Annotated in this window: 11 protein-coding genes and 1 pseudogene; 8 read left to right on the top strand and 4 right to left on the bottom strand. The window is 71.6% G+C overall.

The genetic code is table 11. The annotated features are described in order from the left end of the window. Positions 1-21: 21 nt before the first annotated feature. The gene (locus OG718_RS03580; RefSeq protein WP_328843199.1) at positions 22-2,793 is read left to right on the top strand and encodes a helix-turn-helix transcriptional regulator; all 2,772 of its coding nucleotides are present in this window, start codon (positions 22-24) and stop codon (positions 2,791-2,793) included. A 16-nt stretch (positions 2,794-2,809) separates the two neighbouring features. On the opposite strand, the gene OG718_RS03575 is transcribed toward OG718_RS03580, so the two are convergent. Continuing rightward, entirely contained in the window at positions 2,810-3,235 is a 426-nt protein-coding gene (locus tag OG718_RS03575) for an OsmC family protein (RefSeq protein ID WP_328843198.1), read from the bottom strand. 137 nt (positions 3,236-3,372) lie between these two features. Beyond that, complete coding sequence (locus OG718_RS03570) at positions 3,373-6,051, bottom strand: helix-turn-helix transcriptional regulator (RefSeq protein WP_328847675.1); 2,679 nt, start codon at positions 6,049-6,051, stop codon at positions 3,373-3,375. Positions 6,052-6,262: 211 nt separating this feature from the next. On the opposite strand from OG718_RS03570, the gene OG718_RS03565 reads away from it, so the two are divergent. The 3 genes from OG718_RS03565 (at position 6,263) to OG718_RS03555 (ending at position 9,057) form a co-directional block, all read left to right on the top strand. After that, positions 6,263-7,696 carry an aldehyde dehydrogenase family protein gene (locus tag OG718_RS03565; RefSeq protein ID WP_328843197.1) on the top strand — a complete coding sequence of 478 codons (1,434 nt, stop codon included), beginning with the start codon at positions 6,263-6,265 and terminating at the stop codon, positions 7,694-7,696. A 143-nt stretch (positions 7,697-7,839) separates the two neighbouring features. After that, the gene (locus tag OG718_RS03560) at positions 7,840-8,700 is read left to right on the top strand and encodes a helix-turn-helix transcriptional regulator (protein WP_328843196.1); all 861 of its coding nucleotides are present in this window, start codon (positions 7,840-7,842) and stop codon (positions 8,698-8,700) included. Between the two features lie 3 nt (positions 8,701-8,703). Continuing rightward, on the top strand, positions 8,704-9,057 hold the full coding sequence (locus OG718_RS03555) for an antibiotic biosynthesis monooxygenase family protein (RefSeq protein WP_328843195.1): 354 nt from the start codon (positions 8,704-8,706) through the stop codon (positions 9,055-9,057). A 16-nt stretch (positions 9,058-9,073) separates the two neighbouring features. On the opposite strand, the gene OG718_RS03550 is transcribed toward OG718_RS03555, so the two are convergent. Next, entirely contained in the window at positions 9,074-9,682 is a 609-nt protein-coding gene (locus OG718_RS03550) for a malonic semialdehyde reductase (protein WP_033324180.1), read from the bottom strand. A 105-nt stretch (positions 9,683-9,787) separates the two neighbouring features. On the opposite strand from OG718_RS03550, the gene OG718_RS03545 reads away from it, so the two are divergent. Then, on the top strand, positions 9,788-10,189 hold the full coding sequence (locus OG718_RS03545; protein ID WP_328843194.1) for a winged helix-turn-helix transcriptional regulator: 402 nt from the start codon (positions 9,788-9,790) through the stop codon (positions 10,187-10,189). A gap of 21 nt (positions 10,190-10,210) precedes the next feature. Here OG718_RS03545 and OG718_RS03540 read toward each other — a convergent pair whose 3' ends face one another. Beyond that, positions 10,211-11,911 carry an FAD-binding protein gene (locus OG718_RS03540; protein WP_328843193.1) on the bottom strand — a complete coding sequence of 567 codons (1,701 nt, stop codon included), beginning with the start codon at positions 11,909-11,911 and terminating at the stop codon, positions 10,211-10,213. A gap of 217 nt (positions 11,912-12,128) precedes the next feature. Here OG718_RS03540 and OG718_RS03535 point away from each other — a divergent pair, with 217 nt between their 5' ends. The 3 genes and pseudogenes from OG718_RS03535 to OG718_RS03525 all read left to right on the top strand — a co-directional run. Further along, positions 12,129-14,942 (top strand): helix-turn-helix transcriptional regulator, encoded by a 2,814-nt coding sequence (locus OG718_RS03535; protein ID WP_328843192.1) that lies wholly within the window; start codon positions 12,129-12,131, stop codon positions 14,940-14,942. Between the two features lie 182 nt (positions 14,943-15,124). Beyond that, the gene (locus tag OG718_RS03530) at positions 15,125-15,844 is read left to right on the top strand and encodes a sigma factor (protein WP_328843191.1); all 720 of its coding nucleotides are present in this window, start codon (positions 15,125-15,127) and stop codon (positions 15,842-15,844) included. Between the two features lie 60 nt (positions 15,845-15,904). Next, positions 15,905-16,603 (top strand): annotated as a pseudogene (locus OG718_RS03525) (SDR family NAD(P)-dependent oxidoreductase); the annotation flags it as partial. Between the last annotated feature and the right edge of the window lie 24 nt (positions 16,604-16,627).

Genomic DNA, 16,627 nt, shown 5'->3' with positions numbered 1-16,627 from the left:
TCGTGGCCGCAGGAGGCGGCCATGGTGAGGGGTGGGGCTCGGACCGGGCTCATCGGGAGACGAGACGAGTGCCGGGTCCTCGACGACTTGCTCGCGCAGGCCAGGGACGGTCGCAGCGGCATCGTGGTGGTGCGCGGCGAGGCGGGGATCGGGAAGACTGAACTGCTCAACCACCTCATCGACCGGGCCGGTGGATTCCGTGTCGTACGGGCGGCCGGCGTGCAGTCCGAAATGGAACTGTCCTATGCTGGACTGCACCAACTCTGCGCCCCGCTGCTGTCCCATCTCGATGATCTCCCCGGCCCACAACGCACCGCCCTGCGCACGGCGTTCGGGATGCAGGCCGGAGACGCGCCCGACCGGTTCCTGGTCGGGCTGGCCACGCTGAGCCTGCTGGCTGGGGCCGCCGGCGACGAGCCCATGCTGTGCCTGGTCGACGACGCACAGTGGCTGGACCGTGTGTCGTCCCAGACACTGGAGTTCGTCGCGCGCCGGCTGCTCGCCGAATCGGTGCTGCTGGTCCTGGCCGTCCGCGAGTCCGGCTCCCGCGAGATCCTGTCCGACCTGCCCGAACTCTTCGTCCACGGGCTGAACGAACGGGATTCCCGACAACTCCTCGACTCGGTCGTCACCGGACCGCTCGACCCACGGGTACGGGACCGGATCGTCGCCGAGACGCGTGGAAACCCGCTGGCCCTGCTCGAACTGCCGCGCGGCCTGACCGCCATGGAGATGGCAGGAGGCTTCGACGGCCCCACGGCCCGGCCCCTGGCCGGCCAGATAGAGGCGGGCTATCTCCGCCGTATCCAGGCACTCCCCGCCGAGGCACAACGCTTGCTGCTCATCGCCGCCCTCGAGCCGGTCGGCGACGTCTCCTTGCTGCGGCAGGCCGCCGAACGCCTGGACATCCCGGTGGACATCGCCGTCACCCATGCCGAGGCATCAGGCCTCCTGACGCTCGGCACCTGGGTCCGCTTCCGTCACCCCCTGGTCCGCTCGGCGGCGTACCGGGCCGTCGACTTCGAGGAACGGCGCCGCGTGCACCAGGCGTTGGCCGAGTCGATCGACGCGAGCCTCGACCCCGAACGCCGGGTGTGGCACCTGGCGAGCGCGGCCACGGAGCCTGACGAGGCGGTGGCCGCGGAACTCGAGGGTTCCGCCGGCCGCGCCCGCCGCCGCGGGGGACTCGCGGCCGCGGCGGCCTTCCTGCACCGGGCCAGCGAGCTCACCCCCGATGCCGAACGGCGCGGAGCCAGGACCCTGGCCGCCGCGCAGGCAAAGTTCCAGGCGGGCGCCTACGATACCGCGCGGGAACTGGTCGGCGTGGCGGACGTGAACCCGCACGGCGAGGTGGGGACCGGCCGGGCGAACCTGCTGCGGGGACAGATCACGTCCGCGGCCCAGAGCGCCAGTGCGGGACTGCCCCTGCTGCTCGAAGCGGCCCGGCAGCTCCAGCCGTACGACTCCGGACTGGCCCGCCAGACCTACCGGGACGCCATCTACGCGGCGCTGACCGCGGGCCGGCTGGCCACAGGCGGGGTCCGCGACGTCGCCGAGGCCGTGCTGAGCGTGCCGGGCCGCGACCACCCGGCCAACCGCGAGGATCTCCTGCTGACCGGCATTTCGCGGATGGTCACCGAGGGGTACTCCGCAGGTGCTCCGCTCGTCCTCGACGCCGTGAACGGCTTCCGGACGGAACGCCGCACACCGCAGGACGCCCTGGGCTGGCTTCCGCTCGTGTGCCGCATGGCACACAGTGTGTGGGACTTCGCCGCCTGGTCCGAACTCTCCGCCCGTCTGGTCGAGTTCGCCAGGCAGGACGGAGCGCTCGCCGTGCTGCCCTCCGCTCTCCTGCTGCGTCTGTCGAACCGGGTGTTCGCGGGCGATCTTCGGGCCGCCGACTCCCTCACGGTGGAAGCCGATGCGATCGGCGAGGCCACGGGCAGCAGCTTCTTCGCCCACTACGGATCCCTCGTCGTAGAGCCCTTCAAGGGCAGGGAGGCCTCGACCCGGCAGGCGATCGCGGCCGTCACGCACGACCGTCTCCTCCAGAGCGAGGGCAAGGTCATCACCGCCACCCAGTGGGCGGAGGCGGTCCTCTGCAACGGCCTCGGCCGCTACGAGGAGGCCTACACCGCCGCCGAGCGTGGCTGCGAGAACCCTCAGGAACTCGGCCTGTCCCTGCAGTCCAGGGTGGAACTCGTCGAGGCGGCGGTCCGGCTGGGCCGGACCGCGCGCGTGGCCGAGTCGGTGCGCACGATCGAGGAGATGGCCCAGGTCAGCAGAGTGCCCTGGGCGCTGGGCACGTCGGCCGCCGTCCGTGCTCTGGTGGCAGAGGGAGCGGCCGCCGAAACCCTGCACCGGGAGGCGATCGAGCAGCTCGACCTGGCCCAGACTCGCATGGACAGCGCCAGGGCACGGCTCCGCTACGGCGAGTGGCTGCGCCTAGAAGGGCGAGGGGCGGACGCGCGATCCCGGTTGGGCGAGGCCTACGAGATGCTCAGCGAAGCGGGGGCCGAGGCGTTCGCGGAGCGCGCGCGACGGGAACTGCAGGCTGCCGGGGTGAAGGTGCGCCGACGGGCCGCGGCGACGTCGGTCACGTTCACCGCGAAGGAGGCCGAGATCGCGCGGCTGGCCCGGGACGGGTTCACGAATCCGGAGATCGCCGCGCGGCTGTTCCTCAGCCCGCACACGGTCGAATGGCATCTGCGCAAGGTGTTCGCGAAGTTGGGGATCTCCTCCCGCAAGGAGATCGGCTCCGTGGAGCTGGACACCCTGGCGACCAAGTCCTGACCGGGCCACGGTCCGCTCACGGCGACAGCGGTTGGGCGGGGGAGACGCCCTCGGGTTCGGCCAGCAATGCGGGCACGGTGACGATCGTCATCTCGCGCGTCAGCAGGCGGTGCACGGGACAGCGCCCGGCTGCCGCCAGCAACTGCTCCCGCTGGGCCGGATCCAGCTCACCGGTCAGCCCCACGTTCTTGACGATGCGCCCCTGCCCGCCGAACCGCACGGCCACGTCCACACGGTCGAGTCGCCAGCCGCGCCGTTCGGCCAGGGCCCGCACGGCCATGGACGTGCACGACCCGAGCGCGGCCAGCAGCAGCTCTCCCGGAGTGGGGCCGGCATCGGCGCCCGCGGGCTCCGGTTCGTCGGCGGTCAGCATGTGGGTGCCGATCGCGATGGAGCGAGTGAGCCGTTCGCCTTCGGCGACGGAGACGAGGCGTGTGATCATGGGTCTTCCTCTCGGCCGGGATACGGGACCGTGGCCAAACGTGTCCCCGCCACACAGACCGTGCCGACGGCAAACGTGTGACATCCGGACCCTGGCCGGTGCGGACGGCCCCGTCCGCCCTGCTCAGCAGCTGCCGGTCACAGCGCCGTGTGCAGGGACCGCCGGGAGGCGATGCCGAGCTTGGCGTACACCTTCCGCAGATGCCATTCCACGGTGTGCGGGCTCAGGAACAACTGGGCGCCGATCTCGGAGTTGGTGAGCCCGTCCCGTGCCAGCTGCGCGATCTGGGCCTCCTGGGCGGTGAGGGTCGCCGTGGCGCGACTGTCACGCCGGGCCACCGACTCACCGGTGGCCCGCAACTCGCGGACGGCGCGGTCGGCAAATGCTTCCGCTCCGAACCGCGTGAACAGGGCGTGTGCCTCATGCAGTTGCTCCCGGGCGTCGCTGCGGCGGCTCTCTCGCCGCAGCCACTCCCCGTACAGCAGGTGTGCCCGGGCCAGTTCCATCGCCACCTTGGTACGCCCGAGGCGTTCGATCGCCTCGCGGTACCGTTCCTCGGCTGCGGCGCCTTGGCCGAGCAGCGCCCGGGAGCGTGCCTGGACGCCCAGGGCCCAGTCCGTGCCGGCGGCCTCGGTGGCCCGCACGAGGCGGTCCAGGGCGGCGCGGGCGGCGTCGTGGCGGCCGCTGCGCACGCCGGCCTCCACCAGCTCGATCAGGCCCCAGTTGGCCGCGACCAGGTCCTGCGGATGCGCGCTCGCCGAGCGGGCCGCTTCGAACGCCTCCTCGAACCGGCCCAGACCGTTGAGGAGCACGGCCTCCGCCCTTCGCGCTATGGCCACACCGATGCCCTCACCGCGCTGCACGGCGCTCTCCAGGCCCGCCTTGATCAGCGGTAGGGCCTCGCCCGCCCGTCCTTGCCAGGCGACCAGTGACATCGTGCCGAACGGTGTGAAGCTGCCGCCGACCGCTTCCTGGACACGGGTGATCTCCGCGATGAGGAGGGCCGCCTCGGCCAGTTCCCCGGCGCATGTGTGGACGACCACACGTGAGTTGAGGGCGAGCGGCAGTTCGGCCAGCGCGCCGACTGCGCGGGCGGTCCGTACGTGGCGTGCCGCCAGCTCCGTCCAGCTCTCGTCGTCCCACATCTCGGCCGCAAGTGCCGAGACCAGCCACGACCAGCGCAGGATCTGCTCCGGGTCGGCCTCCCGGCGGAACAGGCGCAGCACGCTGTGCGCGGAAGGCACCGCGGCGCGGTAGTCGTCGGTGAACCGCGTGGCCAGGGCGTCCAGCAGTACGTCCGCGGTACGCGTCGGCCCGGTGGAGGACGACGGTGTCCGTCGCGCGGCCGCTGCCACCTCGCGCGCGTCCGCGTCAGCGGCGAGGCGGCCGGCGAACATGGCGGCCGACAGAGCGTCCAGGAAGGTCTCATGGGCCAGGTCGGTGTCGAGCGGCAGCAGGCGGCGTGCGGTGCCGAGAAGCAGGGGGACCGCTTCATCCATGCGTCCTGAGACAAAGGCGATCTGGGCCTGGACCAGGTCCGCGCGGGCGCGGTGGAGTTCGTCGAGGGCTCCGCTGCGGGCCAGTGCCAGGAGTTCGCGCGCGGCGGCGGGCGCACCGGCGCGGATCTTCGCCTGGGCTGCGGCGAGTGCACGTGTCGCCTTGCGCCGGGGGTGGGACGTCAGGACGGCCGCGTGGGCGAGGAAGGCGGCCGCCGCCGCGGTGGCGCCGCGCGCCGCCGCCCGCCCGGCCGATGCCTCCAGCTCACCGGCGATCGCTTCGTCCGGCCGCACCGTCGCCCGCGCCAGGTGCCACGCGCGGCGGTCGGGATCGAGGGCGGGGTCGGTCACCTCCGCCAACGCCCGGTGGGCTTCCCGCAGTTCCGCGAGGCCGGCCGAGCGATAGATGGCGGAGCGCAGCAGCGGATGCCGAAATCGCACGAGTGCGCCGACGACCAGCAGCCCTTCCGCCACCGCCGGGTCGATCGTGCTCGGGCTGATGCCCAGGTGCCCGGCGGCACGCCGGAGCAGCGCCACGTCGCCGATCGGCTCGGCGGCGGCGATGAGGAGCAGGCGTTGTGTCGCGGCCGGCAGCGCGTGGACCCGCCCGAGGTAGCTGCGCTCGATGCGGCCCGACACGGGACCAAGACCGCTGCGGTGGAGTCCGTCCGTCGTTCCCATGTCAGGGCGGTCGTGCGGCAGTTCCAGCAGGGCGAGCGGGTTGCCACGGGCTTCGGCAAGGATGCGGTCGCGGATCTGGGTGTCCATCGGTTCGCCGACCGAGGCACTCAGCAGGCTGCGGGCGTCGGTGTCGTCGAGTCCACCGACCGTCAGCTCGGGAAGACCCGCCAGCTCGTCGCGTCTGCGCTGCTCACGGGAGGCGAACACCAGGGCCAGGGGTTCGGCGAGCATCCTCCGTGCCACGAATGCCAAGATCTGCGCGGAGACCCGGTCGAGCCACTGCGTGTCGTCCACGAGGCAGAACAGGGGCTGCTCGGCGGCAACGTCGGTCAGCAGTCCGAGTACGGCGAGGCCGACGAGGAATCGGTCGGGAGGCGGGCCGTCACTCATCCCGAACGCGGTGGCCAGGGCTTCTCGTTGCGGAGGCGGAAGGCGGTCGAGGCGATCGAGGAACGGGGCGCACAGCTGGTGCAGTCCCGCGAACGGCAGCTCCATCTCCGACTCGGCCCCCGCCCCACGGGCGATGCGGTGCCTCGTGACACGGGATTCCAGATGATTCAGCAGAGCAGACTTCCCGATTCCGGCATCGCCCCGCAGGACCAGAACGGCGCTGTGTCCTGCTTCCACCTCAGCGGCCATAGCGTCGAGCGCCTCGCGCTCACGGCGGCGGCCCCGCAGCTGCCTCGGATCGTCCCGGCTGCTCACCCTGACCTCTGCACGAGGGGGAGCATAACAACAGCTCCGGCGGCCGATGCCGCCGCGGTGAGGCGCTGCCGCGACGGGGGAGTGACGCGGATCATGGGTCTGAGAGGGCATGGATGCCGTGCGGCGACCGGTGTTCCCTGGCGGCATGAACGAAGAACACACGGTTCCTTTCCCTGCTCCGTCCCACTGGATCGACGGCCGTGCCGTCCGCGGTTCGGGGCCGCTGATCGATGTGGTGAATCCCGCCGACGAATCGGTCGTCGCCACGTTCCACGAGGGCACGGCCGAGGACGTAGACCTGACGGTGGGTGCCGCGCTCGCCGCGTTTGACGGGTGGGCGTCGGCGTCCGTGGAGCTGCGGGCGGCCGTCATGCGGCGCCTGGCCGAGGGTCTGGAGAAGCACCGTGAGGAACTGGCGGCCACCATCACCCAGGAGATGGGCGCGCCGATCAGCTTCTCCCGGCAGGCGCAGGTGGGTTTCCCGGTCGCCTCGATCCTGGCCGCGATCGCGGCGGCCGAGCAGTTCGAGTGGACGTCGGTGGTGGAGAACTCGCTCGTGGTCCGCGAGCCCATTGGTGTCGTAGGCGCGATCACTCCGTGGAATTTCCCGCTCCAGCAACTCGTGACCAAGGTCGTCCCCGCGATGCTCGCGGGCAACACCGTCGTCCTCAAGCCCTCGGAGCTCTCCCCGCTCAGCGCGCGGATGTTCGCCGAAATAGCCACCGAAGCCGGCCTGCCCGACGGTGTGTTCAACGTGGTGCAGGGCACCGGCCCGGTCGTCGGCGAGGCACTCGCACGGCACCCGAAGGTCGACATGATCTCCTTCACCGGATCCACTCGGGCCGGCCAGGCCGTGTCCGTGGCGGCCTCCGGCACCATCAAGCGGGTCGCCCTCGAACTGGGCGGCAAAGCCGCCCACATCATCCTTCCCGAGGCCGACCTCGACGCTGCCGTCACCCGCGGCCTGGCCTTCGCCTGGGCCAACGCCGGCCAGGCCTGCGGCGCCTACGTGCGGATGCTCGTGCCCGCGGGGCTCCAGGAGACGGTGGTGGAGAAGTTGCGGGCGGCGGCCGAGGAGTACGTCGTCGGTGATCCCACCGACGAGGGCACGCGGATCGGCCCGCTCGCCTCGGAGACCCAGCGCCGCCGCGTCGACGACTACATCCGCCGCGGCGTCGCCGACGGCGCCACGCTCGTGGTCGGCGGCCCCGGCCGGCCGGAGGGCCTGGAGAGCGGTGCCTACGTCAGACCCACGATCTTCGCGGACGTCGACCCGGAGTCGGTCATCGCCCAGGAGGAGATCTTCGGCCCCGTCCTCGTGGTCATCCCCTACGCCGACGACGACCACGCCATCGAGATGGCCAACGGCACCATCTACGGGCTCAACGGCGCGGTGTCCGGTGAGGAGGAGCACGCCATGGCGATCGCCCGGCGCCTGCGCGTCGGCCAGGTCGACGTCAACGGCGGGCAGCACAACTTCCAGGCGCCCTTCGGCGGGTACAAACAGTCCGGCAACGGCCGGGAGATGGGCCGTGCCGGGATCGAAGAATTCCTGGAGACCAAGGCGATCACCCGGTGAGACGGCCCGGCGGCTTCGCACGGAGCGGACAGCACGGCCCGCGGCAGCGGAACACACCGTGTCACGGGAATGCATCGTCCTGATCGCATCGTTCACCTAGCCGAAAGGTGAGGACGACGCACGTCCCGGCAGAGAGGACAGCGATGGCGGACCGAGCAGCTCTGGCAGCCTTTCTCCGGGCCCGCCGCGAGGCGCTCCAGCCGGAGGACGTCGGCCTTCCCCGTGGGCGCCGCAGGCGCACCGGAGGACTGCGCCGCGAGGAGGTCGCGGCACTGTGCGACATGTCGGTGGACTACTACAGCCGCCTCGAGCAGCCACGAGGCCCCCACCCCTCCGAGCAGATGCTCGCCGCGCTGGCCCGCGGCCTGCGCCTGTCCCTGGAGGAGCGGGACCACCTCTTCCGGCTCGGAGGGCATGGCGTGCCGCGCCGGGTGCGGAGGGAGGATCACGTCGATCCGGGAATGATGCGCATCCTGGACCGGCTCGAGGACACTCCCGCCCTGGTGATGAACCACCTCGGGGAAACGCTGAAGCAGACATGTCCGGCCGTGGCACTGCTGGGCGACGTGACGGCGTACACCGGACTGGCCCGCAGCGCCCACTACCGCTGGTTCACCGACCCCGCCTCCCGCCTGATCCGCCCGGGGGGCGAGCACGCGGAGCAGAGCCGTCTGATGGTGGCGGATCTCCACGGTGCCTGCACCCGCGACGGCGCGCACTCGCGGGCCGCCGAACTCGTGGACGCGCTCATCGAGGAGAGCTCCGAGTTCGCCGACATCTGGCGGAAGCGTCCCGTACTGGGGCCCGCCTGCGCTCCCAAGCGTTTTCTCCACCCCCAGCTCGGGACGCTGGACCTGCACTGCCAGACACTCGTCGACCCCGACCAGTCCCAGCGGCTCGTCGTCTACACCGCCACACCGGGAACCGAGAGCCACACCAATGTGCGACTGCTGTCCCCGCTCCCCGCTCACCTGTCACAGAACCGGTCGGTGCCCGGTCGTTAGCGTATGAGTCAGTCCTTGGATGCGAAGACCGGCGTCGACGGCCCGGTCACGGTCATCAAGAGCTACAGCGTGCCGGTGGAGGAAGCTGAGCGTTTCATCGAGGTCTACCAGGAGAGCGCCGGGATCATGGCGCACCAGCCCGGTTTTCTCCGCTCCCGTCTGCACCGGCCGCTCGCCGACGCGCCCGACGTGCGGTTCGTCCACATCGCCGACTGGAGTTCGGGCCTCGCCCTCGACCGCGCCACCGCCGATCCCGAGTGGCTCTCCTCGCTGCAGCGGATGTTCGACGATCCCGGTCTCCACATCACCTCGGAACCCGCCGGCTACCGCGTGGTCGTCCAGTTCGAACCGTCCTGATCCGGTGCCCGTCGTCTCAGGCCCAGGCGACGGCGTCCTCGTGCGCGAGGCGCGGCATGCGGTCGAACTCCGGGGGACCGGCCGGGTGGCCGATGTTCACGACGAGGACGGAGTGCCAGTCGCTGTCCGGGAAGAACTCCTTGTCGATCCCTGCGGCGTCGAAGCCGGCCATCGGTCCGGCAGCGAGGCCGCAGGCACGGACGGAGAGGATGAAGTAGCCCGCCTGGAGAGGGCCGTTGAAGGACGTGATGCTGTCCCGCTGAGCGGGGTCGTCGGCGAAGTACTCCTTCATCTGGGGCCGGATCGGCAGGATGTGCGGGATGTGCTCGTGGAAGCGGTTGTCCACGGCCAGGATCGCGACGGCGGGCGCGGAGGCCGACTTGGGCCGGTTCCCCTCGTCGAGGTGCGGCAGCAGGCGTGCTTTGCCCTGAGGCGTCCGGACGTACAGGACACGCAGCGGCTGCAGGTTCGCGGCGGTCGGGGCCCAGCGGGCCAGTTCCCAGATGTCGGTCAGCGTCGCGTCGGCGACAGCCGTGTCGGCGAAGGAGTACGTGGTGCGCGCGTCGGCGAAGAGCGCGGCTTTGGCTTCGTCGCTGACACGGGAAAGGGGGACCGAGGTGGTCACGTCGAACTCTCCTTGCTCGCAAACATGAAGTTACTTCGTCATTCGCTGGTACTTCGGAAAACAGAGTGACATCGGGGAGAGTAGCACCCTGACTATCCTGTGTGCATGAAGGAAGCAGCGGACCCCCGATCGCCCGGTGCGGGCGACGCCCCTACCGGGCAGCACCATCCGGCGGCGTGCGACGGGGCTCTGACACGGGCCTTCGGCTTTCTCGGCAAGCGATGGAACGGCGTCATCCTGGCCACCTTGCAGCACGGGCCCCTGGGCTACGCCGAGTTGCGGCGTGCGGTGGACGGCATCAGCGACTCCGTCCTCTCGGAGCGCCTCTCCGAACTGTCCGGCGCGGGACTCACCGTGCGCGAGGTGGAGCCCGGACCGCCGGTCATGGTCCGGTACCGCCTCACCCCGGACGGAACGGCCCTCATGCCCATCCTCAGCGAACTGGCCGCGTGGGCGTCGCGTCACCTGCCGGAGACGTCGACCGCTCCGCGGCACGGCAAGAACTGAGCCGGACGCCTTCTCCCGGGGTCACCGTCTCCGCTCCGGTGACCCGGCGTCGGTCGAGACGTCCCGCACCAACTCGGCGATATGGGTGGGGGTGGGCGGGACGGGCTCGCGCCGTACCCCGGTCGCCGGGGACCACATCAGAGTGGCCGTCAGGTCGGGGTCGACATCAGGGTGGTCGGACCGGTGGTGACTGCCCCGTGTCTCCCTGCGCTCCCGTGCGCACTCCAGTGTCGCGCGCGCGGCGAGCAGGGTGGACCTGAGGTCGTAGGCGTACGCGAGGTCCTGGAAGCCGCCGATGTCGATGTGGATCCCGGCGTGAGCCGTGCGAGCCTCGATCTCGGCGAGCCCGGCGAGTCCGGCGGCGAGCCCGGCCTCGTCGCGCACGACGCCGGCGTGTTCCGTCATCAGGTGGCGCACCGAGCGCAGCAGGGCGCGGATGTTCTGGTCGCCGTTGGCAGCCAGCAGGCGGGACACGTCACTCTCCGCGGCGCGCACCGCCGCGGGGGAGCGTTGCTGCACGGTGAGCCGGGCCGAGTACTCCGCCGCGGCCCGGCCCGCGATCCGGCCGTAGACGAGGAGTTCGATCAACGAGTTCTCCTCCGGCCGGTTCGCGCCGTGCAGTCCGCCGGCCGCCTCCCCGATCACGTAGAGCCCGTTGACATCGGTGCTGTGGTCCTCGGGTCTCACCCAGACCCCGCCCAGGGAATACTGGGCAGTCGGCGTGACCTCGACCGGATCACGGGTGATGTCGAGTGTCTGCACGTCCAGCAAGGTCTGGTGCACTAGTGGGAGCCGTGTCAGGACGGTCTCGCGCGGGAGATGGGACAGATCGAGCCACACCCCGCCGGCCTGGGTGCCGCGACCCTCCTTGATCTCGGTGTAGGCGGCCGCGGCGACCCTGTCCTGGCTGCAGCGCTCCATGCGCTCGGTGTCGTAGCGCGCCATGAACCGTTCACCGAGGTTGTTGAGCAGCACTCCGCCCTCACCGCGTGCCGCCTCGTCGACGAGCAGGCCGGCCACGTGCTCCGGCCCGACCAGACCAAGGGGATGGAACTGCACCAGCTCGGGGTCGCGCAACCGGGCGCCCGCCTCGACGGCGAGGCGGAAGGCGTCGCCGCCGCTTTCGCCACGGCGCGACGACGTGCGCCGCCAGATGCGGGTGTGCCCTCCTGCCGCGAGGACCACGGAGTCTGCGTGCACGAGGTAGCGCGAGCCGTCGACGAGGTCGAACCCGTAGGCACCGAAGACCGTTCCGTCGTCGACCAGCAGCTGGGTGACGTACACGCCGGTGAGGACGGGGATGCCGAGCTCCGCCGCGCGGGTCTGCAGTGCCCGGTGCACCCCCGGCCCGGCATGTGTGCCCGTGAACGCGGCGCTGTCGTACGGGTGGCCGGACCGGCGCGGGCCGTAGCGTCCCATGTCCTGGAAGCCCCGCTCGGCGTAGCGGGCGACGACCTGGGCGGTGCGGGGATCGGCCAGCAGACGGCCCTCCCGCAGCGTTTCGGCAGCATGCCGCTGACACACGTCGTCGGGACTGGAGCCGGCCGGCGGCCACGCGGAGCCCGAGGTTCCCATGGCCGCGGGCGTGCTCTCGGCCGTGCGCTTGGCCACGGCGATGACCGCGACACCGGCCTCCGCGACCTCGATGGCCGCGCGGAGGCCTGATCCACCGGCTCCCACAACGAGCACGGATGTGGCGAGCTGGTGTCCGAGCGATGACACGGGGGGACCTCCTGCGGCGGGCGACGGGCGAGATCATCGGCACTGGTCGACCGGACAGCGGGTTCTTTTGTGACAACTCCCGAGGATTTCCGGACGTGGAGACTGTCACAGGCAACGGACACACAGGGTGTGAGGCGCTCCGGATATCGTTACAAGGCTTGTTCCGACCATGTTGTGGGATCTTTTCGTCCCCAGATGTCCCGAGGAGCCGCGTCGCATGATCGCCAGCCCGCTTCCCGACCTGGTCGGCCGGCAACGCGAGTGCGCGGCGCTCGAGGACCTGCTGGCCGGGCTGAGCGAAGGCGGGCCTCGCATCCTGGTGGTCCGCGGCGAGGCCGGCACGGGGAAGTCGGTGCTGCTGGAGTACGCGGCCGCGCAGGCGTCGCGGGTGAAGGTGACCTGGGCGCATGGCATCGAGGCGGACATGGAGCTGCCCTACGCCAGCCTGCACCAGGTGTGCACACCGTTCCTCGGCGAGCTGGACGAACTTCCGGAACCTCAACGCGACGCCCTGCGCGTGGCGTTCGGCATGGCCGCCGGAGATCCCCCTGACCGTTTTCTCGTCGGACTCGCCGTGCTGACCCTGCTCACCCGGGCCTCCGAGGCCCGGCCGGTACTCGTCCTGGTCGACGACGTCCAGTGGCTGGACCAAGTGTCCCTGCAGACGCTGGAGTTCGTGGCGCGCCGACTGCTCGCCGAGGCCGTCGCCATTGCGTTCTCGGTGCGGGACCCCGAGGGCGGGGCCGCCCTCAACGGGCTGCCGACCCTTCGGCTGGAAGGTCTGGACACCGCCGCGGCCGGACAGCTCCTGGAATCCGTCGTCGGCGGCCGGCTGGAGAAGCGGGTCCGGGACCGGTTCGTGACGGAGATGGACGGCAACCCCCTCGCGCTGCTTGAGTTCTCCCGCGGCCGCAGCGCCGCCGAGCTGGCCTACGGACTCGACTCGTCGGCCCGGCCGGGCGCCTACGGGCCGGTCGCGAACCGCGTCGAACGCGACTTCGCCGGCCGGATCGGTTCCCTCCCGGCGGCGACGCGCACCCTGCTGCTGATCGCCGCGGCCGAACCGGTCGGTGACGCGCGCCTGCTGGTGCGCGCGGCCGCCCGGCTCGAGATCGTTCCCTACGCGGCACCGGCCAAGGCGGCCGGACTGATCGAGTTCGGGGAGTCCGTCAGGTTCCGGCATCCGCTGGTCCGTTCCGCCGTCTACCAGGGAGCCACACCCGAGGAACGCCGGGCGGTGCACCGGGCGCTGGCCGATGTCACGGACCCGGTGCTTGACCCCGACCGGCGCGCCTGGCATGCCGCCCAGGCCACCGACGGGCCGAACGAGGACGTCGCCGCCGGCCTTGAGCAGGCCGCCGACCGCGCACGGCAGCGCGGCGGCATCGCTGCCGAGGCGGTGCTGCTGGAGCGCGCGGCCGAGGTGACACCGGACGCGTGGGCGCGCGGCCGCCGGGCCCTCGCGGCTGCCGAGGCTCACTTCTCGGCCGCGGCGCCCGACCGGGCCACCGAACTCGCGACGGTGGCCGAACTGTGTCCCCTGAGCACTTTGGACCGTGCCCGGCTAGCGCGGCTGCGGGCCCGGATTCTCTTCGCCCGCAGCCGCAGCGACGAGGCGGCACCTCTGCTGCTGGCGGCCGCCGCGCAGTTCACTGCCGCCGGGTCGCCGCTGGCGCGCGAGACCTACCTGGAAGCGATCAGTGCGACCATCTTCGCCGGCCGCGTCCACGGCCCGACCGGCGCCCGCGCGGCGGCGATCGCTGCCCGCAACTCGGGGGCGCCCCCCTCCGGTTCGGTGGCCGCCGACCGTCTCCTCGACGGCGTCGCCGCGCTTCTCGCGGACGAGTACGAGACCGGAGTCCCGGCCTTGCAGGGCGCGCTGGACCTGCTCGTGCACGAGGAACTCGGGACCCGGGAAGCGGTCATGCGCTGGCTGCTGCTGGTCCCGGTCGCCCTGGAAGCGTTCATTCACTACGCCTGGGACCTGCACGCATGGGACGCGCTGTCGGGCCGGGCGGTTCGCCTGGCCCGCGACGTCGGAGCGCTCGGCGCGCTGCCCCCGGCCCTCATCTACGCCGGCGGAGTGCACATCCACTACGGAGACTTCCCCGAGGCCGACCGGATGATCGACGAGGCCGACGCGCTCACCGCTGCGACGGGCCACGCCCCGCACAAGTACGCGACCCTGGTCCTGGCCGCGTGGCGCGGCGAGGCGGAGGTCGCCACCGGCATCATCGACGAAGCCAGACAGCGGGCCGAACAGACCGGCGAGGTCTCCCTGTTGGGCGCCATGGGCTACATCCAGGGGGTGCTCTTCAACGGCCTGGGGCGCTACGAGGAGGCGCTGGAGGCCGCGCGTGCGGGCATCGAGCACGACGGATTCAACTTCACCGGTCTGTCGCTGGTGGAACACGTCGAGGCCGCTACCCGGTGCGGTGAACTCGACCAGGCCCGCGACTCGCTGGCCCAGCTGATCGAGCTCACCCGGTCCGCCGACTCCGGATGGGCCCGCGGCGCCGCCGCCCGCGGCCAGGCACTCCTCGCCGACGGCGACGCGGCCGACCGGCTGTACCGGACCGCGATCGAGGAGTTCGAGCGCGGGGATGTGGCCGTGGAAGTGGCGCGCACCCACCTGCTATACGGCGAGTGGCTGCGCCGCAGCCAGCGCCGCTCGTCGGCCCGGGAACAACTGCGTACGGCTCACGAGATGTTCGACGGCATGCGTGCGCACGCCTTCGCCGAGCGGGCCCGCCGCGAACTGCTCGCCACCGGCGAGCACGTCCGCGTGCGGGAGGACAGGCCGACCAGCGCCCTGACTCCCCAGGAGTCCCAGGTCGCCGCGCTCGCCGCCGACGGCATGACGAACGCGAAGATCGGCGCGGAGCTGTTCATCAGCCCGCACACCGTGGAGTGGCACCTGCGCAAGGTGTACATGAAGCTCGGCATCAACTCACGTCGCGCGCTGCCCGGTGCCCTGGGGGACGCCCCGGCCGATGACCTCCACGACGAGGACACGATGCGGAGCGCCTGACGCGGGCCGCGGGGCCCCACGGACTCGACCACGGGTTCTTACGGGGTGCCCACGGGTTTCCACGCGCGGCCCACGGGGTCCCACGGACTCCACCATGGGAAGTAAGGGCGCGGGGGCCGGTGTCCCGCGGCGAGGGTGGAACCACGCCCTGACGGGCGCCCTTCCACGATGAGGAGTTCCCCATGCCCGCGACCGGCACGCAGACGACGACCGAACCCGCGATCGCCCGGCCGGCCCGGGACGACGACATGGACGCCGCCCTCGACACCTTCCTGGCCGAGCGGACACGGCTCTTCCGTATCGCCTACCGCATTCTCGGCGACGTCACCGGAGCCGAGGACGTGGTCCAGGAGGTGTGGCTGCGCTGGCAGCTCACCCAGCGCGCGGAGATCGACAATCCGGCCGCGTTCCTGGTGACGGCCACGACCCGGCTGGCCATCAACGTCGTCCGCTCCGCTCGGCATCGCCACGAGGTCCCGGTCGAGCCGCAGTTGGCCGACCCCGGTGACCGGGCCGCCCCGGACCCCGTGCTGAGCGTCGAGCGGACCGTTGCGGTCGAGGGGGCCCTGGCCCTGCTCATGGCGCGGCTGACGCCGGACCGGCTGGCCGCCTACGTACTGCGCAAGGGTTTCGGCTACGCCTACGCCGAACTGGCAGGGCTGCTGCGGATCAGCGCCCCGAACGCACGCGTGGTGGTCCACCGGGCGCAGGCCCGTCTGGAGTCCGGCCGGGAGCGCCCGGTCCCCGTGGAGTCGCACCGTCGCCTCGCCGCCGCGTTCCGGACAGCCGCCCACACCGGCGACCTGGACGGCCTGGTGAAGGTGCTCGCCCCCGAAGGCCAGGTGCGCCGAATGCCGCCGGCGCCCGGCCCCGCCGCCCGGCCCGTCCGGCACGCCGCGTGACAAGTCGTTGACCATGTCACACTGTCCAATGTTTGACGACGAACGTGCGATGTCCGCGGACTCGGCCGGGCCACGGCCGTCGCCTTCGCCGAGGCCGGCGCGCAGGTGCTCGGGGTGGGGCGGCGTGAGGGACCGCTGAAGGAGAGCGCCGCGCTGCACCGCGGCATCGACATCCTGGCGATCGACGTCTGCGGTGAGGGAGCACCCGCCGAGGTGATCAGAACCGCCATACAGCGGTGGGGACGCATCGACCACCTGATCAACAATGCAGGTGCCACAGCGGTGATGAGACTGGCCGACACCGACGAGCGGACGACCACGAACCTGCTCGCCCTGAACGTCGTCGCGCCGAGCCTCCTCGCCCACGCGGCTCTGCCGCACCTGCGAGAGACCTCCGGCACGATCATCAACCTCTCCAGCACCTATGGGCACCGGCCCATGGCGGGAGGCGCTCACTACTCGGCCAGCAAGGCCGCCATCGAACAGATGACGCGCAGTTGGGCGTTGGAGCTGGCGGAGGAGGGCGTTCGTGTCAACGCCGTCGCTCCCGGCCCTACGCGCACTGACGTCATGCTGCACGCCGGACTCACGCCCGAGGCCGCCGACGACATGTACGGCTATGAACGCGAGCGCATCCCCACCCACCACATCGCGAGCGCCGACGAGGTTGCTCACTGGGTCCTGCGGATGGCCGACCCCGCGGGACGGCACGCGACCGGCCAGGTGATCACCGTCGACGGCGGACTGGAACTCATCTGAAGCTCCCGCCTGTCGGGGGACCGC

This window comes from Streptomyces sp. NBC_00258, from assembly GCF_036182465.1.
Taxonomy (GTDB): Bacteria; Actinomycetota; Actinomycetes; order Streptomycetales; family Streptomycetaceae; genus Streptomyces.
This window is presented reverse-complemented; position numbering and strand designations above follow the sequence as displayed.